General features: G+C 63.6%; 24 protein-coding genes and 1 tRNA gene. 5 read left to right on the top strand and 20 right to left on the bottom strand.

What is annotated here, in order from left to right; all coding sequences use genetic code 11:
* Position 1 precedes the first annotated feature (1 nt).
* Together QU44_RS01860 and QU44_RS17330 are read right to left on the bottom strand one after the other, a co-directional pair.
* On the bottom strand, positions 2–1,108 hold the full coding sequence (locus tag QU44_RS01860) for a glycosyltransferase (protein WP_052134241.1): 1,107 nt from the start codon (positions 1,106–1,108) through the stop codon (positions 2–4).
* Positions 1,105–1,899, bottom strand: a complete 795-nt coding sequence (locus tag QU44_RS17330; RefSeq protein WP_052134242.1) for an FkbM family methyltransferase — start codon at positions 1,897–1,899, stop codon at positions 1,105–1,107. Before QU44_RS17330 ends, QU44_RS01860 begins: the two co-directional genes overlap by 4 nt.
* An 83-nt stretch (positions 1,900–1,982) precedes the next feature.
* On the opposite strand from QU44_RS17330, the gene asnB reads away from it, so the two are divergent.
* Genes asnB through QU44_RS01880 form a run of 3 tightly spaced genes read left to right on the top strand, consistent with a single transcriptional unit; the run spans position 1,983 to position 6,140 of the window.
* Complete coding sequence (asnB, locus tag QU44_RS01870; protein WP_033919718.1) at positions 1,983–3,947, top strand: asparagine synthase (glutamine-hydrolyzing); 1,965 nt, start codon at positions 1,983–1,985, stop codon at positions 3,945–3,947.
* Positions 3,941–5,014, top strand: coding sequence for an EpsG family protein (locus tag QU44_RS01875; protein WP_033919719.1), 1,074 nt, complete (start codon positions 3,941–3,943; stop codon positions 5,012–5,014). The genes asnB and QU44_RS01875 overlap by 7 nt, the downstream gene beginning before the upstream one ends.
* Before the next feature lie 13 nt (positions 5,015–5,027).
* A complete protein-coding gene (locus QU44_RS01880) occupies positions 5,028–6,140 on the top strand; it encodes a glycosyltransferase family 4 protein (protein ID WP_033919790.1) in 1,113 nt (370 codons plus the stop codon).
* A 36-nt stretch (positions 6,141–6,176) separates the two neighbouring features.
* On the opposite strand, the gene QU44_RS01885 is transcribed toward QU44_RS01880, so the two are convergent.
* Entirely contained in the window at positions 6,177–7,364 is a 1,188-nt protein-coding gene (locus QU44_RS01885; RefSeq protein ID WP_033919720.1) for a nucleotidyltransferase family protein, read from the bottom strand.
* A 92-nt stretch (positions 7,365–7,456) separates the two neighbouring features.
* Here QU44_RS01885 and QU44_RS01890 point away from each other — a divergent pair, with 92 nt between their 5' ends.
* Positions 7,457–7,750, top strand: coding sequence for a DUF6916 family protein (locus QU44_RS01890; RefSeq protein ID WP_033919721.1), 294 nt, complete (start codon positions 7,457–7,459; stop codon positions 7,748–7,750).
* Here QU44_RS01890 and QU44_RS01895 read toward each other — a convergent pair.
* The 9 genes from QU44_RS01895 to QU44_RS17340 all read right to left on the bottom strand — a co-directional run bounded on the left by QU44_RS01895 (position 7,743) and on the right by QU44_RS17340 (position 15,765).
* The gene (locus QU44_RS01895) at positions 7,743–8,288 is read right to left on the bottom strand and encodes a GNAT family N-acetyltransferase (RefSeq protein WP_052134244.1); all 546 of its coding nucleotides are present in this window, start codon (positions 8,286–8,288) and stop codon (positions 7,743–7,745) included. The genes QU44_RS01890 and QU44_RS01895 overlap by 8 nt on opposite strands.
* A 78-nt stretch (positions 8,289–8,366) precedes the next feature.
* Entirely contained in the window at positions 8,367–8,906 is a 540-nt protein-coding gene (locus tag QU44_RS01900) for a phage tail protein (protein WP_033919722.1), read from the bottom strand.
* Between the two features lie 16 nt (positions 8,907–8,922).
* On the bottom strand, positions 8,923–9,468 hold the full coding sequence (locus QU44_RS01905; protein ID WP_033919723.1) for a phage tail protein: 546 nt from the start codon (positions 9,466–9,468) through the stop codon (positions 8,923–8,925).
* 30 nt (positions 9,469–9,498) lie between these two features.
* Entirely contained in the window at positions 9,499–10,008 is a 510-nt protein-coding gene (locus QU44_RS01910) for a phage tail protein (RefSeq protein WP_033919724.1), read from the bottom strand.
* A gap of 1,185 nt (positions 10,009–11,193) precedes the next feature.
* Complete coding sequence (locus QU44_RS01915; RefSeq protein ID WP_033919725.1) at positions 11,194–13,104, bottom strand: asparagine synthetase B family protein; 1,911 nt, start codon at positions 13,102–13,104, stop codon at positions 11,194–11,196.
* Positions 13,105–13,119: 15 nt separating this feature from the next.
* The gene (locus QU44_RS01920) at positions 13,120–13,389 is read right to left on the bottom strand and encodes a PqqD family protein (protein WP_033919726.1); all 270 of its coding nucleotides are present in this window, start codon (positions 13,387–13,389) and stop codon (positions 13,120–13,122) included.
* Positions 13,390–13,448: 59 nt separating this feature from the next.
* A complete protein-coding gene (locus QU44_RS17335) occupies positions 13,449–13,946 on the bottom strand; it encodes a lasso peptide biosynthesis B2 protein (RefSeq protein WP_156140871.1) in 498 nt (165 codons plus the stop codon).
* Positions 13,943–14,842, bottom strand: a complete 900-nt coding sequence (locus tag QU44_RS01930) for a sulfotransferase domain-containing protein (RefSeq protein WP_033919727.1) — start codon at positions 14,840–14,842, stop codon at positions 13,943–13,945. The genes QU44_RS17335 and QU44_RS01930 overlap by 4 nt, the downstream gene beginning before the upstream one ends.
* The gene (locus tag QU44_RS17340; RefSeq protein WP_052134246.1) at positions 14,839–15,765 is read right to left on the bottom strand and encodes a hypothetical protein; all 927 of its coding nucleotides are present in this window, start codon (positions 15,763–15,765) and stop codon (positions 14,839–14,841) included. Before QU44_RS17340 ends, QU44_RS01930 begins: the two co-directional genes overlap by 4 nt.
* 165 nt (positions 15,766–15,930) lie before the next feature.
* Between QU44_RS17340 and QU44_RS01940 the strand changes: the two genes are divergently transcribed.
* Positions 15,931–16,006: transfer RNA gene (locus tag QU44_RS01940), tRNA-Val, on the top strand.
* 50 nt (positions 16,007–16,056) lie between these two features.
* Here the strand turns inward: QU44_RS01940 and QU44_RS01945 are convergent.
* The 8 genes from QU44_RS01945 to QU44_RS18095 all read right to left on the bottom strand — a co-directional run bounded on the left by QU44_RS01945 (position 16,057) and on the right by QU44_RS18095 (position 21,036).
* Complete coding sequence (locus QU44_RS01945; RefSeq protein ID WP_033919728.1) at positions 16,057–17,013, bottom strand: hypothetical protein; 957 nt, start codon at positions 17,011–17,013, stop codon at positions 16,057–16,059.
* Between the two features lie 129 nt (positions 17,014–17,142).
* Positions 17,143–18,579 (bottom strand): NAD(P)(+) transhydrogenase (Re/Si-specific) subunit beta, encoded by a 1,437-nt coding sequence (locus QU44_RS01950; protein WP_033919729.1) that lies wholly within the window; start codon positions 18,577–18,579, stop codon positions 17,143–17,145.
* A gap of 48 nt (positions 18,580–18,627) precedes the next feature.
* A complete protein-coding gene (locus QU44_RS01955; protein ID WP_033919730.1) occupies positions 18,628–18,921 on the bottom strand; it encodes an NAD(P) transhydrogenase subunit alpha in 294 nt (97 codons plus the stop codon).
* A 19-nt stretch (positions 18,922–18,940) separates the two neighbouring features.
* Positions 18,941–19,159, bottom strand: a complete 219-nt coding sequence (locus tag QU44_RS01960) for a type II toxin-antitoxin system HicB family antitoxin (RefSeq protein WP_033919731.1) — start codon at positions 19,157–19,159, stop codon at positions 18,941–18,943.
* A complete protein-coding gene (locus QU44_RS17650; protein ID WP_081987809.1) occupies positions 19,156–19,374 on the bottom strand; it encodes a type II toxin-antitoxin system HicA family toxin in 219 nt (72 codons plus the stop codon). Before QU44_RS17650 ends, QU44_RS01960 begins: the two co-directional genes overlap by 4 nt.
* 23 nt (positions 19,375–19,397) lie before the next feature.
* Entirely contained in the window at positions 19,398–19,769 is a 372-nt protein-coding gene (locus QU44_RS01965) for a PH domain-containing protein (RefSeq protein ID WP_033919732.1), read from the bottom strand.
* On the bottom strand, positions 19,769–20,893 hold the full coding sequence (locus QU44_RS01970; RefSeq protein ID WP_033919733.1) for an NAD(P) transhydrogenase subunit alpha: 1,125 nt from the start codon (positions 20,891–20,893) through the stop codon (positions 19,769–19,771). Before QU44_RS01970 ends, QU44_RS01965 begins: the two co-directional genes overlap by 1 nt.
* A gap of 2 nt (positions 20,894–20,895) precedes the next feature.
* The gene (locus QU44_RS18095; protein ID WP_131600648.1) at positions 20,896–21,036 is read right to left on the bottom strand and encodes an aa3-type cytochrome c oxidase subunit IV; all 141 of its coding nucleotides are present in this window, start codon (positions 21,034–21,036) and stop codon (positions 20,896–20,898) included.
* Positions 21,037–21,064: the final 28 nt, after the last annotated feature.

A 21,064-nucleotide genomic window follows, 5' to 3' on the forward strand; every position in this document is an offset into this window, starting at 1 on the left:
TTCAGCCCGCATCCAATCCCAGCAGCGTGAAATGCCGCTCGATCACCGTCGATTCCTCGAACGGGCGCACCGCCTGTGCCAGCAGTTCAGGCGCGATCGGGTGGTCGAGCGCGGTGGCGATGCCATCGGCCAACGCTTCGGGATCACCGACCGGCACCAGATAGCCATAGCGGCCATCGTCCAGCACTTCGCGCGGCCCGGTCGGGCAATCGGTCGACACCGGGGTGCAGCCGCACAGCATCGCCTCGACCAGCACGTTGGGCAGCCCTTCGACATGCGATGACAGGGCAAAGACTCTGGCGCGGGCAAAATATTTCAGCGGATTCTCCACCCTTCCCGGCAGGCGCACCCGATCCCCCAGCCCCGCCGCCGCCACCTGCGCCTCCAGCGCGGCGCGTGACTGGCCTTCACCCAGGATCACCAGCCGCACCATGCGCCCCCGATCACGCAGGATCGCGGCGGCAGCGATCAGATCGGCGAAGCCTTTCCACGGGGCCAGTGTTCCCGCCGCAACGATGACGGGTATGCTGCGATCCACGAACCACGGATCATCGACGGGATCGAGCGCGCGCGCCCGCGCTGCCGGTTGATCGACGATATTGTACACGCAGACATGCCGGCGTGCGCCGAAAACGTGGGCATATTGCGCCACCATATCCTGCGACACACAGGTCAGCGCATCGGCTCGCCACGCCACCGCGCGCGCCAGTTGCTTCAACACCCATTTTTTCGTCGGCACGCGATTGGAATAGGTATCGAACGGCGTAACCCGCGAAGACCCGCTGATTCGCGCGCGCGACCTGCATGCGATCGCGGCCAGCAGCACGAAGGTGTTGAGGTGATCCTCCGCCGAAAACACCGCATCGGGCAGCGCGTGCCGCAGATAGCGCAGGATCGGCCAGAACATGCCGCGCGCCTGCCGGCTGTCCAGCACACGAACCGTAACGCCGGGGGCTTCGGGTACGCGCAGGTCGGGATCGCAGCGCCCGATGATCAGATCGACGCGGTGACCGCGCGCCGCCAGCGCGGCGGCAAAGCGCCATTGTGCCAGCGGCACCCCCGAAATGGCGTAGCGCGGGGTGATCACCGCCAGATGCAACCGCCTCATCCCAGCAACGACCGATAGTCTCCGCCGGCCACGCGCGCGCGCGCCAGGAACAGGAAATTGTTGCAATAGTCGGCATCGGGATTGCCGAGGGCGGCCAGCGATTGATGCACCGCCGGCCGGAAATCGGCGATCGGCGTCAACACGCGGTCCTTCAGGAAGTAACCCTCATAGCCAAGCGAATCGATTCGTTCGAAGGTTTCGGCAATCGGTTGCGCGCGGTGGCGCTGTTCGATCTCGATCAGCATCGCGGGGGCCGATGCGGCAATCGTCGCCAGCGCGCCTTCCAGCACCGCCGCTTCATGCCCTTCGACATCGATCTTCAACAGCGCCGCATCGGTGATGCCGAACGAATCTAGCCGCCGCAGCGCGACGCTGACCGCCCGGCTGGCCCCCTCGGTTATCGGCTCGATCGACGCAGCCGCATCATGTTCGACGCCATCGCCATCGACCGGGATGGCGAGGTCCGCAACCCCGTCGACCGCCGACAGCGCGCAATCATGCACCCGCACCGTATCGCGCCCGGCGGCCCAGGCGCGCAACGCCGCCAGGCACATCGGGTTGGGCTCGAACACCTCCACCCGCGCGCCAAGCCGGTGCAGCGCATAGGCATAAGCGCCGTAATTGCCGCCAACGTCGATCGCGCGCGCGCCGGCGGGCACCAGCGCGCGGAGCAACCGCATTTCGGGCTCCAGCGTGCGGTGCAGCTTTGCATGCCAATATTTCGCCGCAACACGCGATCGTGCCGGCAACCTGTCGCGCACCGATGCCTTGATCCGACCAAGGCCAGTCATCGCTGCTGACATATCAAGGAAGGCTGGACATTTGCCGCCGCACGCGGCTTTCTCCGGCTGGGACTGGGCGGGGGAAGTAACCGATGTGCGGCATAGCAGGCATATGGACGCGCGATCGCGCCCGCCTGCGCGATGCAATGCGAATGGCCGACGCGATCGCCCATCGCGGCCCCGACGATCACGGGTTCTGGCAAGACGAACCTGCGGGAATTGCCTTGTCGCATCGTCGGCTATCCATCATTGATCTGTCGCAGGCAGGGCACCAGCCAATGGAGTCCCGCTGCGGCCGGTTCATTCTTAGCTTCAATGGCGAGATCTACAATCATCTGGCGCTACGCCGCGCGATAGAGGCCGAAACCGATATCGCCTGGGCGGGCCAGTCGGACACCGAAACCCTGCTCCACGCCATCGCGCGATGGGGATTGGCGTCGGCGCTGACTCGCGCGGTCGGGATGTTCGCGCTGGCATTATGGGACCGCAAGAGCGCCACGCTGGCGCTGGCGCGCGACCGGATCGGCGAGAAGCCGTTATATTATGGCTGGTCGAACGGTGCGATCCTGTTCGGGTCAGAGCTGTCGGCGCTGCGCGCCGCGTCGGGCTTTACCGCGCGCACCGATCCCCGCGCGCTGGCCCTGTACCTTCGGTATAACAGCGTGCCCGCGCCCTGGTCGATCCTGCAGGACGTGTACAAGGTCGAGCCGGGGGTGATCGTGACCCTCGACGCAGGCGCGCTTGCGGGTCCGCCCACGATACCGCCAAGCGCCGCAGGGGCAGCAACCACCGGCGTTCGTTGTGCCCGATACTGGTCGCTCGATGCCATCGTCGCGGCTGGATCGGATGCGGCCATGACCGAGTCAAGCGCGGTGGCCGAGCTTGAAACCCGACTGAGAACCGCGATCGCCGATCAGATGGTCGCCGATGTTCCGGTCGGTGCGTTCCTGTCGGGGGGCGTGGATTCATCGGCCATCGTCGCGCTAATGCGCGAGGCAACGCCGATGCCGGTCAGCACCTTCACCATCGGTTTTGCCGAATCAGGCTTTGACGAAGCACCGTTTGCGCGCGCGGTGGCACGCCATCTGGGCACGCAGCATCATGAATGGCTGGTCGGCGCCGAAGACGTCCGAAACCTGATCCCGGCCATGCCGGCAATCTATGACGAACCCTTTGCCGACTCGTCACAGCTTCCCACCGCCTTGCTCAGCCGAATGACCCGGCAAACGGTGAAGGTGGCGCTGTCGGGGGATGGCGGCGATGAACTGTTCTGCGGATATAACCGCTATCTGGTGTCGCGCCGTGTCTGGGATCGAATTGCCCTGCTGCCCCAGCCGCTTCGCGCCGCGATCGGGCGCGCGATGATGCAGGTTCCGCCGGGGCGATGGGATGCAATGACCCGCCTGCCGGGCTTGCCCGACATCCCGATGCTGGGCGAAAAGCTGCACAAGGTCGCGCGGATGCTGGGGTCGCGGCTCGACACGCAGGCGATCTACCGCGCCTCCAGCGAAGAATGGCGATCGGGCCTGCCCCTCAAGGCCGAAGCGCACGACCAACCGGCGCTCACGCTGCCCGAAATTGCCCGGACGCCCGAAGAGCGCATGATGCATTGGGACATGGCCGGCTATCTGCCCGATGATATTCTGACCAAGGTCGACCGCGCCAGCATGGCCGCCGGGCTCGAAACCCGCGTTCCGTTCCTCGACCATCGCGTGGTGGAACAGGCATGGCGCACCCCGCTTGCGTTCAAGAAACGCGACGGAGACGGGAAATGGCTGCTGCGCCAGATCCTCTATCGCCAAGTCCCGCGCGCGCTGATCGATCGCCCGAAAGCGGGGTTTGCGATCCCGATCGGCGCATGGCTGCGCGGCCCGCTGCGCGACTGGGCAGAGGAATTGCTGTCGGAGCAGCAACTCCGACACGATCCCTGGCTCGATCCCCAGCCGATCCGGCGACGCTGGCAAGCGCATCTTGCCGGGTCGCATGATTGGACGGCGTCGCTATGGGGCGTGCTGATGTACCGGGCGTGGGACCGGCATTGGACAGAGCGATGCTGATCTACTGGATCATGTTCGCCTTTCCCGCCGTCCTGGCACTGGTCGAACAAGCCGATGACCGCGACCGGCAACGATTTGCCCCGACCTGGGTGATCGCGCTGCTGGGGCTTTCCCTGATCATCGGTTTTCGCTGGGAAACCGGCGGCGATTGGGGAAATTATGCGCGCATGGTCGAGCAGGCCTTTTGGGATCCGACCCAATTTCAGCTTTTCAGCGACCCTGCATTTACTGCACTAACCGTGTTTGCCGCGCGAACCGACCTCGGCATCCTGCTGATCACGCTGGTCAGCGGCATATTGATGGCGCTGGCGCTGACCCGATTCTGCCTGGTGCAGCCACGTCCCTGGCTCTGCATGGCGGTGGCGGTTCCCTATCTCGTGGTGGTCATGGGCATGGGCTATATCCGCCAGGGCATGGCGATTTCGTTCCTGATGCTGGGGCTGGCATCGCTTCGCCACGGGCAAGTCATCCGCTATTCGGCCTGGGTGCTGGTCGGATCGCTGTTTCATTCGACGGCATTGATCCTGCTGCCGCTGGGGGTGCTGGTCACCAATCGTAACATCGTCCTGCGCGGCGGCCTGGCGCTGGTGATGCTGGCGGCGCTCAGCTATGCGATCATCGCGGCGCGCGCCGAAACCTTCCTCACCAACTATATCGAAGCCGGCATGTCATCCTCGGGCGCGGCGATACGGTTGTTCATGACGGCGCTGCCGGGCCTGTTGTTATTGGTGTTCCGCGATCGGTTTCGACTGGAGGGAGCAGAGCGTGGCGTTTGGCTGGCGCTGGCCGCCGCGGCGATTGCGGCGCTCGGGTTGCTGTTCGTGTTCCGCTCCTCCACCGTCGTCGATCGCCTCGGCCTGTATCTATTGCCGCTGCAATGTTTCGTATACGCTAGGGTGCCGGCCGCCTTTGCCAACGATCAGCGCGGCGAGCGTTTGCTGACCGCTGCAATATTGGCCCTGTACGCGGCAGCTTTCTTTGTCTGGCTGAATTACGCGGTCAACGTCGAATATTGGATTCCCTACCGCTCCTACCTGTTTGAGGATGCGATATGCCTGCAATGTTGACGCGGCGCTGACGATGGCCAAGATTCTGCTTTCGGTAAACGCCGCATGGAATATCGTTAATTTTCGCGCGGCGCTGGTTCGCGCGCTTATTGCCGACGGGCATGAAGTGATCGCGGCGGTGGGAGACGATGGTTGGCTGCCACAGGTCGCGGCGATGGGCGTCCGGACGATCGCCTTGCCAATGGCCAATCGCGGCATGTCGCCGGTTGCCGACGCCATCCTCTTCGCACGCTATTGCCGGTTGATGCGGCGCGAACGGCCCGACGTCTTTCTGGGCTGGACGATCAAGCCAAACATCTATGGTGGGTTGGCGGCCGGATTGACCGGCGTGGCTGCGATCAACAACATCTCGGGGCTTGGGACCGCCTTCATCCGCACCAACTGGCTGACCCGGTTAGTGCGCTCTCTCTATCGATTGGGGTTGCGTCGCTCGTCGACGATATTCTTTCAGAATCGACACGACCGCGACCTGTTCGTCGAGCGCGGCATGGCTCGCCCGGGCCAGGCCGCATTGTTGCCGGGATCGGGGATCGACATCACCCATTTCGACCCCGCATTGTTCGATCCACCCCGGTCTAGCCCATTTCGTTTCCTGCTGATCGCGCGGTTGATCGCCGACAAGGGCGTGCATGAATATGTCGCAGCCGCGCGAGCGGTAAGGCGCATCTATCCCGACGTGGCGTTCGACGTCCTGGGCTTTCTCGATGTCGATAACCGAACCGCGATCGCCCGGTCGACAGTCGAAGCCTGGGTCGCCGAAGGGCTGATCACCTATCACGGGGCGACTGACGACGTCCGCCCCTTCATCGCCGCCGCCGATTGCGTCGTTCTGCCATCCTATCGCGAAGGCACCTCCCGCGTCCTGCTGGAAGCAGCCGCGATGGCGACGCCCGCAATCACCACCAACGCCCCAGGATGCGCCGACGTCGTGCAGGATGGAACGACAGGGCTGATCTGCAACCCGCGCGATGCGGATGATCTGGCGGCGAAACTTTTATCGATGATCGCTTTAGGGCCGTCGATGCGAGAGGGGATGGGCGGTGCTGCGCGCGATTTGGCATCGACGGCATTTTCCGACGCAAAAGTGGTAGAGCGGTATCAGCAAGCGATTGATCGAGCGCTATAGGCATGGGTCAGTTCAAGATTTCGCGCATCGGGCCGATCAGCGCTGGCCGGCGCGACGGATCCGGCGCGCCATCAGCATCGGCACCCGCAATATGGGGTAGAGGAACGCCAGTCCCCGCGGCAGCGCCAGCATGCCGATATCGTCGCCCGACAACAGCACCCGTCGCGCGATGGCCAGGATGTTTCTACGGTGCGGCGCAATCAGTGATTTCGCGGTGAATTCGACCCAGCCGCGATAGGGGGTCATCGACAATTCACGCATGCCGCCACCGGCAGTCATTATGCGGATCGCCATCCGGTTCAGCAGCGCGACCCGCCGGCTGCGATAGGCGAAACCTGCGGGCAGCGGCGCGCCCAATAGCCGGTTCGCCAGCAACAACGCCGATGCCGCCGCCCGCTCGCTGCCGGCTGCCTGCGCCACCTGCCAATAGCGCGCGCCGCCATCAGCCGTTGCCGCCGTCATCGCTGCAATATCGGCGAGCCATTTCAGTCGCGCCCAGCCATGCGCGGCACCATGCGTGCAGAGATAGACGAACAGATCCTCGTCGCGCAGCGTCATCAGCGCGCGGCCCCGATCGATCGCCACCGCCTGCCACGCCGCCGGCGGGGGCAGTGCGTCGCAGGCAAGGTCGTCCGACAACCGCCAATGCAGCTCGACCAGCATGCCGGTGTCGCGGTGGCGATGGATGCTGTCCTTGGCCGCCCAAAGATATAGCGGCGGGATGCTGCCATCCCGCCGGCATCGCGGCGTGACCTGGTCAAATCCCATCATCGCCAGCACCTGCCAGCTTTGCACCACACAGGCCGGCGCAACGACCAGATCGATATCGACCGATTCGCGGATACCGATCCTGCCATATAGCAACTGCGCCAGCGCCGTGCCCTTGAGCGTCAGCACCGCCACGCCTGCCTGGCGCAACGCCGCCTGCAATGCCAGCGCGGTATCGGCCTGTCGCAAGGCCGCAAAACCCCGCTTGCGCGCAATCAGGGCAAGCCGGGGCGGCACCGCGGCACCGGCAATCGACAGCGCCTCGGCCACCAGGCCAGTCACGCCATGCCGACCTGCAATCGCCACCAATCGACCCGGATCGGCGGTTTCGGCCAAGCGGCGAATAATGTCGCCCTGCATCCCGATCGGCGAGGCGATACAGGCCCGGACCAAGGCGAATTCAGCGGTTTCGGCGGCGAGCATCGCAGACCCGGGCATATCCCGGGGCATCGCCATTGCCCTGTCCTCCTTTGGGTCCGCTATGCTTGATTTGCCGGTCATGTTCGTCGAACATTACGCCTAAAGCGCGACGCTGACATGGGGGAAATATGACCAAAGCATGGTTGGAGCTTGATCAGTTCGCGCCGTATCTGGAGCAGGATTTCATCGCCGGGCCCGAGCCGACCGCGCCGGTGCTGACGCTGATCGAGGCCGAGCCGTTGCGCAATCACGGCGTGGCGACCCGAGCCCCCTTTGCCTTGCTGTTCCGATCGAACCACACCCCCATGCTCGAACAGGGGCAGTATCGATTGACGCATGCGGTGGCGGGAACCCATGACATTTTCCTGGTCCCCGTGGGGCGCAACGACGGCGGCATTCTGTACGAAGCGATTTTTAATTAACGCCAAGGCTGATCGGCACGAACCCGCGCGCCGCCCGCTCCATACGGTAGCGAATCCCGTTGGTTTCGGTGATCACGAAGCCAAGCCGGTGATACAGACGTTGCGCAATATTGGTCTGTTCGACGTTCAGGCTGACCGGCTTAGCGGCCGCATCCGCCTGCGCCAGCAGCGCCGCCAGAATCGCCGATCCTACGCCCGCGCCGCGCTTGTCCGGCATCAGGGCGACATCGACGATATGCAGGTGATCGGGCGCGTCCTGAAGATATAATCGACCGATCTGGGCACCTCGACACTCGATGATCCAAAAGCCGCAACCAGCTATGCGGGTTTGGAAATGCAGCCGCTGTGCATTGAATTGCTGTGCGACGAACACCGCCTTTTGCGGTTCGGTCCAGCCGGTCACCGTCGCCAGCTCTTCGGCGCGGGTGGACGCATATAGCTTCAGCAGAAACGGCAGATCTGTTTCACGCTCGCCGCGCAGCCGATACCCCTGCGCCGACAGCTGCGGCGGCATCACAGGCGGAACTTCGGCGTTCATTGCTGTAAACCCATGCACCCCGCGTCGAGGTCGTCGGAAAAAACGGGCGAGCCGAATATCGACCACTCAGCGCAACGGCTAGTCATGCGCGGGGTAGATACCCTCAATGGCAATCACGAACTGGAGCGCGAGGAAAGGCTGGCGATTTTCATGCGGCTGGTTCTGGCCTGCCGATGCAATGACCATCGGCGACATCGCAACCGGCGGTACCGAAACATCACTATAGGCAAATCCCGGCGCGGAAACACCGAACATCGTGTCCCCCGCCGGCCCGGCCACATTCTGACTGGGGTTGGCGGGATTGAGGGTCGCCCCGTTCAGAGCGTGCGAATGCACCGGCATGTGCATTTGCGACAGCGAGACCACCGGATCGCCCGCAGTTTCGCCGAGCGAGCGTCGGGTCAGGCCAGGCCCACTCCCTTGTCCGATCGGCACCCGCTCCTGCAAGTTGGGCAATGCGAAATCCACTCGGCCATCGCCGCCAAACCGATTACTTAAAACGGAAAATAGCGTAGTGAATTGCCTGATAGGCAATAATTGGCCATCACACACCAGATACCCGCGGGGAGCAAAGTTGAAAGCTACCAGTTTTATTTCACCTATATAGGGATCGGCCATCCTGGTATCTCCAATACTAGTTTTGACTAGGGAAAATGCCTTGCGAGGCCATGATATAGGAAATCGCCAGATAAGGCATCATACTGGGATGCGGCTGGTTACCACCTGCCACGCTGATCACGCTTGAATCCATCAGCACCGGCACAACGGCACTTGTTCCCTCACGTGACACATAGAGCGAAGGCTTGCCCGTACCCCCCGAAGGCATCGCCGGAACTGCATTGGTCGGGCCTGGAAGCGATGCTGCTGCAGTGGATGCCATCACCGCATGTTTATGGGCGGGTATCGTCGCTGTGATCAGCGTCACCGTTTCGGTGCCCAGCTTCTGGCCGATAGAGTAGCTGCTAAGTCCCAAACCCTGGCCCAGACAGATCGGCACACGCCCTCTCAGATCGGGCACGGCAAAGGTCGTCGATCCATCGCCACCATAGACCGACCCCAGCAGCGCGAACAGGGTATCATATTCGGAGATTGCCAGCAGCGCTCCGTCGCAAAAAACCCAGCCCACTGGCGGAAGCACACCGGCAAACAGCCGGATTTCACCGAGAAACTGATCACTCATGCCAAAAACCTTCCCTCATCGCAGGGGCAATCAGGGGCGCGTTGGATAAAGGCCCTGGATCGCGATACAGAAGTTGACCGCCAATGACGGTTGGATGTTGCTATGCGGCAACCCTCCGCCCGCAGGCTCCAATGTGGCACCGTCGATCGGCACCAATGCCTGGGCAGGGCCGAAAAAGTCGACGACCACCGAGGAATCGGACGCAAAGTGATTGCCTTGTGGCGCGCGTCGATTGCCCTGAGTGTCGACAGCGGTCATCGCATGGGCATGTGCCGGCAGATGCTGCGGCAACAGCGTCACTTGCTCCACACCGCCCACCAAACCCCATGGCAGCGACGATCCAAGACCGATCGGCGCACGAGACTGCAAATCAGGCAGCTTGAATGTGCTACGCCCGTCTCCGCCATAGGTAGTACCAATCAGCGTGAACAATGCCTGATATTGGGCGACTGGCAGTAGCTGGCCTCGACAGGCCAGATAGCCGCGGGGTATTCGTCCAAAAGCGAACAGCTTTATCTCGCCTAGAAATGGATCGGACATTTCGGCCTACCCTCTCATTCGCCACCTGAGCCCATTGGCTCCGCGCCTATATCTCTCCAGCTTATGAAATGCCTGAGTATTTTCAACATCAATATCGCGTTGACCGTTATTACTTTACCCATTCTGGATAAATCGTTTTTAACTTTTACCTTGCTCTCCCGCCCTGTTCGGCGATTGCGTGTTTACACGATTCGTGCAAAGGGTTCACGCGGAACGTATACGGCCATACCAAATAAAGGGGCGCAGAGATGCTTGGCGAAGTCAAAGCTTCAGACGATAATGCGGCGGCTTTCAATGAAGCGGCTAGCGCAGATGGTCGCCGCCCCTGGTCTACGCCGGCCTTGATCATTTCGGATATTCGCAACTCAGGGGCATCCGTCACCTTTGCGACTGATGGAACGCTCTTGGGGTATCCGTACGGATCGTGACCAATGCCTCGGACTTGAATCGTGACGAGCGGGCGGCGAAGCTTTTGGAAACGCTTCAATTTCGCCATGTTCACCAGAGCTGACGGAAAGAACGGTAGTGGTTCAGAATGATGGAAAGCTTGCCGTTTACGATCGTGCCGGTCTTGGCGGCTCGACGGCGGTCGGCGGTCGGCGGTCGGCGGTCGTAGGACCTGGTCCCCGCCGACGGTAATCGTATCGGACATCGGCCAGTCAGGTGCCGGGGTGTCAATAGCCACCGACTTCACGACAACCTTTGGCTATCAGATCGGCTCGTAAACGCCGCACCTGCGGCTTGGATCAACCAGCGGCGAATCACTGATTGCTACGATCGAACGATGCGACGGATCGGATAAGCAAGATCAAGATTGTCCGTCGCGCGCTACCGCCGCCAGAATTGAATATAGCGTGATACTAGAAATCCAGCAGCTTGCGCTAACGACGCTCGTCTCGGATTTGATTTGTGCGAACGTTCATCATAATACCATGTGCCGAGGAAGATTTGGGGGTACGATGATGCATCACGACAACAAGACATCAGACCAAGCCCGCAATTTGGACAGCGACCACATAAGCGATCAGCGTCGCCCTTGGTCGACACCCGCCATCATCGTGTCCGACATTCGCCAGTCTGGGGCCAGCGTGAACACCTTTACCGACGGTACAAGTCCGTTCGGCTATCAATACGGATCATAGGCGCAGGATTTACGATCCGACGCTGATCGGCGCTCGGGCGGCGTTACCTGTTGGCGCGATCGAACCACGCGACAAAGTGTGCAAGCAGCATCGATTGCTGCGCAATCAGCAGACGGCGGTGATCCTCGGCCCGCGCCGGGTCGAGGTTATCGGTCATGCGCGCCAGTTGCTTGAAATCGATGTAGCGCGATACTTTGCCACCGCCGCCGCGATCGATTTGCGCCAGTTCGGCCATCGCCGCCGGCGCGGCTGACGCCGCCATGTCGAACATCTCGGGTTCTTGCGGGTCGTTGCCGGGACCACGCGCCAGCAGGCGCGCAGGCAATCGATCGGCAAAGGCTGCCCGCGCCAGCGGCCGTTCCAGCCCGTCGCGAAAATCGAGATGTTCGGGGATCGCCAGCGCGAATTCGACCACGCGGCGATCGTGAAACGGGCGCGTCAGGTCGAGCCCCAGCGCCGCCGCCTGCACCGCCGGCATCGGCGGCGATTCGATCACGCCGCAGAGCAGATGCCGCGCGCGTGCACGCCAGCGATTATCGACCGGTATCGGTCGCCGCAACCGCGCCGGATCGATCGCCCCGCGCGCGAACAGCGCTTGCGCGAAGGCGGGTGCGACGGCACGGTCGTCGAACACCGAGCGGCGGCGCCGCCGCCACGTCTGTTGCAGCGCGATCAGCCGCAGCGGTGCCAATGCGGGCAACACATCCCACCACAATGTCTGCGCCACGCTGCGCCCGGTCGCCCGCCGCCGCGCCCGCCATTCACGTACAAAGCGTCGTACATCGCCGCGGCGCAGGAACCGGCCCAACATCCACGGCGCACGCGAATTGACGGTATAATCGCCGCCATGCCCGTCCATCACCAGCCGAACCCCGCGCGTGGCGACCAGCGCGAACAGCCGGTGGCGGACATCGGCACCGGCGGGGCCGTGGGTCGCGGCGAACCGGGTTTCCAGCGAGTCGAACACGCTGTCATCGCCCCGGCGATACGGCAGGATTTCCAGATCGGCGCGATCGGCAAAGGCCTCGACCGCCAACCGTGCATCGCGCACATGCGCGCCGGTCCCTTCAGACGCCAGCGCGGTCACGGCAACCACCCTTTGCCCCCGCGCCGCCGCGATCGGCCCCGCCACCGCCGCGATCGTGCCACTGTCGAACCCGCCGCTGAACAGCAATCCGGGTGGATCAACCAGCCGGCGCACCCGGCAGGCGATCGCCTCCTCCACCACCGCGCGATAGGTGGCTAGGTAATAGCCATCGTCGCGGCCCAGATGCTGCGGATCGGCATGCGGTCGCCAATAGGTCCGCGCCGTTCGCGTGCCATCGGCGGCGATCGTCATGCTGGTGCCACCGGGAATAGCCTCGATCCCGGCAAACAGCGTCCGCCACGGTGCCGGATCGACCGGGAATAGCAGCCCGCGACCGACCGCAACTTCGTCCAGGTGGCGCGGCACGCCATCGACGCACCACAACGCCTTCACCTCGCTGGCAAACACGATGCAATCATCGGCCAGGTGAAAGAACAGCCCGCGCTGCCCCATCGGATCGCGCACCATCAACAAGGCGCGGCGGCGCTGATCCCACAGGACAAAGGCATAATCGCCGATCAGGTGATCGACACAATCCTCCCCCCAATGGCGATAGGCCGCGAGCAGGATCGCGCTGTCCGGCAGCGACGATAGCGTCAGCCCGAGGGTCGCCGCGAGCGCTTCACGATTGTCGAGGCGGATGTCGGCGACCAGCACCACGCCGCTTGCCCGATCGTGCAGCGGCTGCGCTTCAAACCGATCCTCGACATTCACGTGCATCAGGCAATGGCCAAAGCCGATCGAATCGAGCGCCAGCGTGTCGCTCCCGTCCGGCCCGCGATTCTCCATGCTTGCGGTCATGCGATGCAGCGCGGCCGGATCGACCAGTGCCGAATCGAAGCGGACGATGCCGCAAATCGCGCTCACCGCCCGGCCACCCGATCAGGCCGGTCGTTCACATCGAACGACGCCTTCAGCAACGAGCTGATCGAAGAACGCCGCGATTTCGACCGCGCAGGTTTCAGGGGTGACGGTGAATTCGGCCACCAGCCGGTCGCAGATCACCGCGCTGTCGCTATGCTCGTCGAGCAATTCCCAGATGCGCGCACCGACTTCGCTCAGGCCCAGATAGCGCCCGCGCCCGACACTCATCATCAATACTTCGCTGCCCACCCGGGCGGTCAACCAGCCTTCTTGCTTGTGTACGATCATGCCAATCCCCCGCCCGCGATCACTCTAGGACGCCGGCGCGCCCGGCTCAAGCCGCACGATCAGCCATGCGCCAAGGCCGGATCGACCGCGACCAGACAGCCAATCTCTACCATCCCCGATTCGATCGGATAGCCGATCACCGGAACCCCGCCCACCTCGAGCCAAACATGCCCCTCTCCCAATGCCTCGCCCTGCCGCATCGTGCCGAAATGCATGACACTGTCGATCCCCCGCCGGTACAGCATGCGCCGCGCCGCAAGCGCCTGTTGCAGGCATTTCGCACGAAACGGCAGATGCGGGGCAGCCGCGGTGACCGCCCAGCGCACGCGGCGGATAACCTTCCGCTCCGCCTGCGACGGAGGCGGCAGGCGCGCGCGCGGGTCATCGGGCGGCACCAGTTGGCCGACGCCAGCCGCAACCGCCGCAAAGGATTTGCGCGCCAGCGCCAGCCGCGCCAGCGCCAAGCCCGCCACGGCTTCGATCGCCAGCGCCTGGTTGCGCGGCCCCATCACCGCCGCGGTCCACAGCCGCGCGGTCAACCGCCGCCGGGGCGTCACGCGATCGACGCTCCGGCTGCATAGCCTAGCTGGCGCATCATCGCCTGATGGTCCGATTCGATCTGCTGCTGCTGTGCCAGGGTCAGTTCATCGCGCCAGCCATCGGCACGCCCCCGCCGGAAGAACCGTCGCTCGACCCGCGAAGGAGGTGCCTCGCGAAAGCCCTTGTCGCGCTCCTGCGCGGTCAAGGCATCGAAGCGCGCGAAGCCGACGGCGCGCGCGACATCATCGCGATCATGCGCGACTCCGGCAAAATCGAGCGCGGCGGCAAGGCAGCCCGCCGGATCGGTGTGCATATCCTCATAGCGGACGCAGTGGACCGGGATGTCCCGTTGATCGAGCCAGCTCCGTTGAAACTGGCTCCACCCCAGCAGGCGCTGGCGAAGCTGGCGCGGCAAGCGATCGTCACGCCCGGAAAAGACCGAATCGGCATCAGCCATGAAGCCGATGGCTTCATCGATCGTCCCGCCTTCATGATGCGCCAGCGACGCCGCCACCGCGCGCGGATCGCGAACGATCAGGATGGCCCCGGCGGCAGCGGCTGCCCCCCCGAGCAACGGAATGCCATCGTCGCCAACGGTCCAGCCGTCATGCGTCTTGGCGAAATGCGCGCCGCCGGCGCCATCGACTTCAGCATCGCGCCCCGCCTCGGTCGCGATAGCGGCAGCGGCGGCACGATGAACGGTCGGTCGCATGCGATCGCATTCATCATAGGTGAGCAGCCCAGACGGAAACAGCATCGTCGAATCGAACAGCTGCCTGCCGCTGGCGATACTGCCGCGCGCCGAAAGTGCGTTGATGTCGACCGGGTCGGTTCTGCCCAGATTGGCGATCAGGATTCGAAACCAGGTGTTCCCCGATTTCGGATAGGAAGCGAGCCAGAAGGTTCGCTTCACGCCACCGACTCGACCAGGCCGATCGTCCGCCAATGCGCCGTCAGCCGCTCGATCCCGTCGGCAAAATCGCCGAAATCCATCCGCCGTGTCAGGGTGAAGACCCCGCCGGGCTGGCTGCCCGCCAGCATCGCCGCTGCACGAAAATACAGATCATGCTGCCCCATCCGCTCGACCAATGAGGGCCGATAGGCGTTGTTGCGAACCAGCAACGCGCCGTCGACGATATTGGGCTGGAAAATACCCGGATGCTGCGGCGGACGTGCCTCGCGCAGGATATAGACCGCACGGACGGGCAACGGCGCGGTGGTCGCGGCAGTCGGCTCTATATGGAATTTCCGCAGCTTGGCACGGACCGGCTCGACGCGCTGCGCCTCCAGCGACAGCCGGGCGATGGCATTGTCCCATAGTTTCAATTGTCGCCCATCGGGATGGACCATCGCACCGCGATCGGGATCGACAGTGATCGCGCTGAAATCATCGGCGACCAGCGCATGCCCCGCGCCGACCAGCCCCGCCGCCAGCGTCGATTTGCCCGCGCCCGATGGCCCGCAGAACAGCACCGCGCCATCGCCGACCCGCACCGCGCTGGCATGCAGGACGATCTGCCCGCGCTGGTGCAGCAGGATGCCAAAGCCGGTGCCGCTGATGAACGGCGCAGCATCGCGGACGTCGGCACCGTCGAGTGCGTAGCGAATCTCGCGCGCATCGCTGATCGCCATGCGGACGATTCCCGGCACCGCGAGCAGGAAGCAATCGGCGGTCATCTGCCAATTGGGACCGGCAGCGCCTCCGTCAGGCAGCTCGGCAGGGACATGCGCTGCGCGAATCGTGACATCGGCGGCATCATCTGGATCACCGGGGATAAGGCCGGGCAATGCCAGGTCGCTCGACACGCTAAGACCCGAAACGCGATACGCGAACATCAATCCCCCCGGACATATTAGTGGCGACAGGGATGGCGGTTCGCGAGGCGCATCGCAAGGCTTGACGCGATTCAGGGTGTTCGATTGCCGCCCGCCGATGCCGATATTCAAGCCCGACGACGCTTGCCCTACGCGCAAATCGCGGTATGAGGCGGAATCCCGTAAGGGCGGTTAGCTCAGTTGGTAGAGCATCTCGTTTACACCGAGAGGGTCGGCGGTTCGAGCCCGTCACCGCCCACCATGATCCGGCACAGCTCGTCTGGGCGATCATGGCGATCGGGTGTCCGGCAATCAGGCGATGGCCAGCCCCGCACGGCGCACCGCCGCGACATAGCCTTGCATCCCCGCCACCGCTTTTGCGGTCAGCCCGATAAAGGCGCGGCGGCGGTCGAATGGATCGTCCTGCCGCTCGAACAGATCGGCCTCGCGCATCGTGCCGATCCAGCGCAGCGCAGTCGTTGGCGGCACCGCGGCGGCGATGCACAGGCTCGACACCGAAACCAGGCTTCGATCGAGCCGTGCCGCGAACAGGTCGAGCAGCATGTCCCAGGCGGGGTCGGCGAATAATTCGCGGTCGAAAAACTGGTCGCGCAGCCGGCGAGTGCGAATCGCGGCGCGGATTTCGCTCGATTCAATCGCTGGCTCGGCAAGGATGCCCGGCTGCACCGCAAAGCCGTTCACGCGGTCGCGCACCGTCGTCGCTGCCTGAGTCGCCATGCCGTCGCCGCGCGCCAGCCGCGCCAGGGTTTCAGCGATTCGCCCGACTTCTTCGTTCAACTGGTGCAATCGCCGCCGCTCATCGTCGCGCGGCGCTTCACGAAGCGTCGATCTGCCGATCGGCCCGGCCAGGGCGATCGCGCCATAGCGATCGGCGTCGCTGGGGTCGCACAGCAATTGGGTGTCGCTCCAGGTAAGTTGCGATGCCACAACGTCGATCTGGTCGGCGCAAAAGCTGGCGATCACCGGCACCACCCGTTCGCGCGCTACCGCATCGATCCGCGCCAGCGTCTCGAGCGCGATGTCATCGGCGACGCCGGTCGTGTCCACCAGGATCGCACCGAAGCGCGACCGGCGCGACAGCGATTCGGCGGCATCGCGAAACGCGATATGCACCAGCTCGCGCGTGCTGGAAGCGGCGGCGGCGCGGCCGATCGCCGCAATCGCGGCACCGTCATCAGCCACCAGCAGCATCAACCGGTCTCGGCTGTCAAAAGGATCGGCATAGGATTGATCGTCAACCTGCGGCATTCGGTAGCTCCATCATCTTCGAATCGGAGCAATCATGCATCGAACCCGTTGATTTCACGCAACAAGACATCTTCGAAACGGTGCGGTCTGTCACAATGTACCGACAGTTTGATCCGAAACCGATCAACCTTAATCAAGGGCCTTCACAATATCCTCGACCATCTTCTTGGCATCGGCAAGCAGCATCATCGTATTGTCGCGATAAAAGACGTCATTGTCGACGCCGGCATAGCCGACGCCGCCCATCGACCGTTTGATGAACAACACCGTCTTGGCCTTTTCGACATCGAGGATCGGCATGCCATAGATTGGCGAGGTCTTGTCGGTCTTGGCCGCCGGGTTGGTCACGTCATTGGCACCAATGACAAACGCGATGTCGGTCTGGCTGAACTCCCCATTGATATCCTCAAGCTCGAAGACGTCGTCATAGGGCACGTTCGCCTCGGCCAGCAGCACGTTCATATGGCCGGGCATCCGCCCCGCGACCGGGTGGATCGCGTATTTCACGCGCACGCCTTCATGCTTCAGCTTGTCCCCCATTTCGCGAAGCGCATGCTGTGCCTGTGCCACCGCCATGCCATAGCCGGGGACGATAATGACCTGTTCGGCCTGCTTCATCAGGAAGGCGGCGTCCTCGGCGCTGCCCCGCTTCCACGGGCGATCGGTCGCACCGCCGCCGCCGGCGGTGCTTTCGGTCGCACCGAAGCCGCCAGCGATCACGCTGATGAAGCTGCGGTTCATCGCCTTGCACATGATGTAGGACAGAATCGCGCCGGACGATCCCACCAGCGCGCCGGTGATGATCATCGCGGTGTTGCCCAGCGTAAAGCCCATCGCCGCGGCGGCCCAGCCCGAATAGCTGTTGAGCATCGACACCACGACCGGCATATCGGCCCCGCCGATCGGGATGATCAGCAGGAAACCGATCGCGAACGCCAGGATCGTGATCGTCCAGAAAATCCACGGGCTTTGATCGACGGTGAACAAGCCGATCAGCCCGATAATGCCCGCCAGCACCGCAAGGTTGAGCACATGGCGACCGGGCAGCATGATCGGCTTGCCGCCCATATTGCCGTTGAGTTTCAGGAAGGCGATGACCGAGCCTGAAAAGGTGATCGCGCCGATCGCAACGCCAAGCCCCATTTCAACTCGGCTGACCGGACTGATCGCGGCAAAAGGCTCGCCGATCATCGGGATCACCATGTCGGCGATGCCGAACGCGATCGGGTTGAGGAACGCGGCGCACGCGACCAGCACCGCGGCAAGCCCGACCAGCGAATGGAACCCCGCCACCAGCTGCGGCATGTCAGTCATGGCGATGCGGCGCGCGGTGACCAGGCCGATGACCGCGCCCAGCGCGATGGCGCCTAGGATTTCGGGCAGGCTGGCGATCGAATGGGTGACCAGCGTGGTGACCACCGCGATCGCCATGCCGATCATGCCAAAGCGATTGCCCTGCCGGCTGGTTTCGGGGCTGGACAGCCCGCGCAGCGCCAGGATGAACAAAACGCCTGCGACGAGATAGGCAAAGGCGATCGTCGGATCGACCGGTGCGGCTTCATGCATGTTCGAAATACCCCCGAAAACCGGTCACGTTCGTGCGCTGGTGGGCGCTCACTTGGCCGCTGGCCGTTCTTTTTTCTTGTACATCGCCAGCATCCGTTCGGTGACCGCAAAGCCGCCGAAGATGTTGACGCTGGCCAGCACCACCGCCAGCAGCCCCAGCCATTTGGCAACCGGCGACCCAGCCGCCGCCCCCGCCACCAATGCGCCGACGATGATGACGCTCGAAATCGCGTTGGTCACCGCCATCAACGGCGTGTGCAGCGCGGGCGTTACCGACCAGACGACATAATAGCCGACGAAACAGGCCATGACGAAGACCGACAGGATGCTGATGAAGTCCATGCTCTATGCTCCCCGGAGTTCAGGCTGCGGCGCGGCGCTGTGGCACCGGCACGTCGCGTCCCATTTCATTGGCTGCCTCGATCCAGCAGGCGATTGCGTCATAGGCGTTGTCGAGCGCTTCTTGCGGTGTCTCACCATCCGAGCGGCAGCCGGGCAGTTCGGGCGCGATCGCGACAAAGCCACCGCCATCCTCGGGAGCCAGTGGCCGAATATCGACCTCATATGCATGCGGGTTCACGCCTGTTCTCCGTTCACTTGGTCGACGAAGCGCACCAGCGCTCGAATATAAATTGGCTTGATCGGGCGATGGGCTGGAATGGTTAGTATCTCGGCTCGGCTAGGGTGCTTCACCTTGTAATGTGACCCGTTGCGCGGCGGCGTGCAACCAATGTCATGCGCCCTGCAAACCGCGACGACGTCTTCGATCCGCCAGTCGTTGGGATTGCTCCGCATCCGGTCAAGAAGCTTGGCGCCGGCTACCGAACCGGCCCCAAAATATGCCGTGCCAGCACCTGCTGCACCGCGACGATATTGGCACCGGCTGCGACTTTCACCTCAAGCGGCGAATCGGTGCTCGACAGCCAGACCACCAGATCGGCATCCATGTCGAACGTGCCCGCCCGTTCGATCGACCAGCGCACGATCGAGCGATAAGGAATGCTCTCAATCTCGACCTTGCGCCCGGTAAGTCCTTGCACATTCACCGTGCAAAGCCGCAAATTGGTGAGGAACACCAAATCGCGCACCGTCTTGAAAGCGATCAGCACGCGCTCGCCGTCGATCAACACCGGCGCATAATCGCGCTCGACGGTCTCAACCTTGGTCTCGGTCGCGCTGAACAGGCCCATCAGGCCCCCAGCAACCGGGAATGCACCACCTGCCCGCCTTTGGTCAGCCGGATCGCATCGCCGATTTCCTCGTCGAGCATCGGGCGACCGGTGTCCTTGTCCCAAAAGGCCGACAGGAAGTTGAACAGGTTGCGCGAGAACAGCGCCGATGCGTCCGCCGCCAGCCGACTGGGGACATTGCGATGGCCGACGATCTTCACGCCGTGCCGCTCGACCACTTCGCCCGCAACCGCGCCTTCGACATTGCCGCCTGATTCGACCGCCAGGTCGACGATCACGCTGCCGGGCTTCATGCTGGCCACCTGCGCGTCAGAGATCAGCCGCGGCGCGGGGCGGCCGGGGATCAGCGCCGTCGTGATGACGATGTCCTGCTTGGCGATGTGCGCCGAGACCAATTCGGCCTGCGCGGCCTTATATTCGTCTGACATTTCGGTGGCATAGCCGCCGGTGCCTTCGCCCTCGATCCCCGCGACATTTTCGACGAAGATCGCCTTGGCCCCCAGCGACTGGATCTGCTCCTTGGTCGCGGCGCGGACATCGGTGGCCGAGACTTGCGCGCCCAGCCGCCGCGCGGTGGCGATCGCCTGAAGCCCGGCAACGCCGACACCCATCACGAACAACCGCGCCGCGCTGACGGTGCCGGCGGCGGTCATCATCATCGGAAAGGCGCGGCCATATTCACCGGCAGCGTCGAGCACCGCCTTATAGCCCGACAGATTCGACTGCGACGACAGGATGTCCATCGATTGCGCGCGGGTGATTCGCGGCATCAGCTCCATCGCCAGCGCCTCGACGCCTAGCGCGGCATAAGCATCCACCCGTGCGCGCTCGCCAAAAGGGTTCAGCCCGGCGACGATCCACGCGCCGGGCGCGACGCCCGCCAGCAAGCTTGTGTCCGGCCCCTGCACCCCCAGCACGATATCGGCACCGGCAAGCACACCCGCCGCATCGCCCACACTGGCACCGGCGGCCGCATAGGCATCGTCGGTGATCGAACAGGTCGCACCAGCGCCCGCTTCGATCGCGACGCTGGCACCCAGACCGATAAACTTCTTCACCGTCTCGGGTGTGGCGGCAACCCGCCTTTCGCCGGCGGCGCGCTCCCGAAGGACGGCGATCTTCACGATCAGGTCGCGATCATCACGACGACTGCGATCGTCACGATCGCGGTAATCACCGTGCCGACCTTTACCATGCGGATAAAGCCGTTGAAGGTGTCGGTACGTACCGGTGTTTCGCCCATTTCGGCCACGCGCATCATCTCCATGCAAACTTACGTTGGCGTCACCTGTAAC

Source organism: Sphingomonas sp. 37zxx (assembly GCF_000786205.1).
Lineage (GTDB): Bacteria > Pseudomonadota > Alphaproteobacteria > Sphingomonadales > Sphingomonadaceae > Sphingomonas.

Coding starts and splice junctions, on each gene's coding strand:
- QU44_RS01875 (WP_033919719.1), top strand. CDS start 3,941: ATGCTGATCTACTGGATCATGTTCGCCTTTCCCGCCGTCCTGGCACTG.
- QU44_RS01895 (WP_052134244.1), bottom strand. CDS start 8,288: ATGAACGCCGAAGTTCCGCCTGTGATGCCGCCGCAGCTGTCGGCGCAG.
- QU44_RS17650 (WP_081987809.1), bottom strand. CDS start 19,374: ATGCGGAGCAATCCCAACGACTGGCGGATCGAAGACGTCGTCGCGGTT.
- QU44_RS01885 (WP_033919720.1), bottom strand. CDS start 7,364: ATGGCGATGCCCCGGGATATGCCCGGGTCTGCGATGCTCGCCGCCGAA.
- QU44_RS01890 (WP_033919721.1), top strand. CDS start 7,457: ATGACCAAAGCATGGTTGGAGCTTGATCAGTTCGCGCCGTATCTGGAG.
- QU44_RS01965 (WP_033919732.1), bottom strand. CDS start 19,769: ATGGGCCTGTTCAGCGCGACCGAGACCAAGGTTGAGACCGTCGAGCGC.
- QU44_RS18095 (WP_131600648.1), bottom strand. CDS start 21,036: ATGGAGATGATGCGCGTGGCCGAAATGGGCGAAACACCGGTACGTACC.
- QU44_RS01900 (WP_033919722.1), bottom strand. CDS start 8,906: ATGGCCGATCCCTATATAGGTGAAATAAAACTGGTAGCTTTCAACTTT.
- QU44_RS17330 (WP_052134242.1), bottom strand. CDS start 1,899: ATGACTGGCCTTGGTCGGATCAAGGCATCGGTGCGCGACAGGTTGCCG.
- QU44_RS01880 (WP_033919790.1), top strand. CDS start 5,028: ATGGCCAAGATTCTGCTTTCGGTAAACGCCGCATGGAATATCGTTAAT.
- QU44_RS01905 (WP_033919723.1), bottom strand. CDS start 9,468: ATGAGTGATCAGTTTCTCGGTGAAATCCGGCTGTTTGCCGGTGTGCTT.
- asnB (WP_033919718.1), top strand. CDS start 1,983: ATGTGCGGCATAGCAGGCATATGGACGCGCGATCGCGCCCGCCTGCGC.
- QU44_RS17340 (WP_052134246.1), bottom strand. CDS start 15,765: ATGTTCGCGTATCGCGTTTCGGGTCTTAGCGTGTCGAGCGACCTGGCA.
- QU44_RS01910 (WP_033919724.1), bottom strand. CDS start 10,008: ATGTCCGATCCATTTCTAGGCGAGATAAAGCTGTTCGCTTTTGGACGA.
- QU44_RS01920 (WP_033919726.1), bottom strand. CDS start 13,389: ATGATCGTACACAAGCAAGAAGGCTGGTTGACCGCCCGGGTGGGCAGC.
- QU44_RS01955 (WP_033919730.1), bottom strand. CDS start 18,921: ATGGACTTCATCAGCATCCTGTCGGTCTTCGTCATGGCCTGTTTCGTC.
- QU44_RS01950 (WP_033919729.1), bottom strand. CDS start 18,579: ATGCATGAAGCCGCACCGGTCGATCCGACGATCGCCTTTGCCTATCTC.
- QU44_RS01945 (WP_033919728.1), bottom strand. CDS start 17,013: ATGCCGCAGGTTGACGATCAATCCTATGCCGATCCTTTTGACAGCCGA.
- QU44_RS01860 (WP_052134241.1), bottom strand. CDS start 1,108: ATGAGGCGGTTGCATCTGGCGGTGATCACCCCGCGCTACGCCATTTCG.